Source organism: Curtobacterium sp. B18 (assembly GCF_000333375.1).
Taxonomy (GTDB): Bacteria; Actinomycetota; Actinomycetes; order Actinomycetales; family Microbacteriaceae; genus Curtobacterium.
The window spans coordinates 1-753 of the sequence record NZ_BACZ01000798.1 but is presented as its reverse complement, the minus strand read 5'-3'; the positions used below and the strand labels follow the sequence as shown (position 1 = coordinate 753).

At 71.4% G+C, this 753-nt stretch carries 1 protein-coding gene; it reads right to left on the bottom strand.

Going from position 1 to position 753, the window contains the following annotated elements; all coding sequences use genetic code 11:
* Positions 1-39: 39 nt before the first annotated feature.
* Positions 40-753: peroxidase family protein (locus I5E_RS20770; protein ID WP_031263358.1), on the bottom strand; the 714-nt coding region annotated here is incomplete at its 5' end.

Sequence of the window (753 nt, the reverse complement as noted above, 5' to 3'; positions counted from 1 at the left end):
TCCCGTCCCGCCTCGTGGTCCGGACGCGACCCGCCGGTCTCAGGCCGCCATCGGCCCGTACCGGCGGTGCCCCTTCACGTCGTAGCGGTCGAGCATCATGAGCTTGTCCCAGGCGGCCACGAAGTCGCGGACGAAGCGTTCCTGTCCGTCACGACCCGCGTACGCATCGACGACCGACCGGAGCTGCGCGTTCGACCCGAACACGAGGTCGTGCCGGGAGGCCGTCCAGCGCTGCTCGCCGGTCGCCTGGACGGTGCCGGCGAACACCGTCTCGGTGTCATCGGTCTTCGTCCAGACGAGATCGGTGTCGGTCAGGTTGACGAACCAGTCGGTCGAGAGCGTGCCGACGCGGTGCGTCAGGACGCCGACGTCGGAGCCGTCCCAGTTCGTGCCGAGCACCCGCAGGCCGCCGGTCAGGACGGTCCACTCCGGTGCGGTCAGCGTGAGCAGGTTCGCCCGGTCGAGGAACACCTGCTCGAGCGCGACGCCGGGGGCGAACTGCTCGAACCGCTCGGACCGGAAGTTCCGGAAGCCGTCCGCGATCGGCCGGAGCCACTCGAACATCTCGATGTCGGTGAGCTCCTGCGTGGTGTCCACCCGACCCGGCGTGAACGGCACGGTGACCTCGACGCCGGCGGCGCGGGCGGCGTCCTCGACCCCGACGCACCCGGCGAGCACGACGAGGTCCGCGAGGGACACGGCGGGGTGCTGTGCGCGGATGCGCTGCAGCGCCTCCACCACGGGCACCGTGCG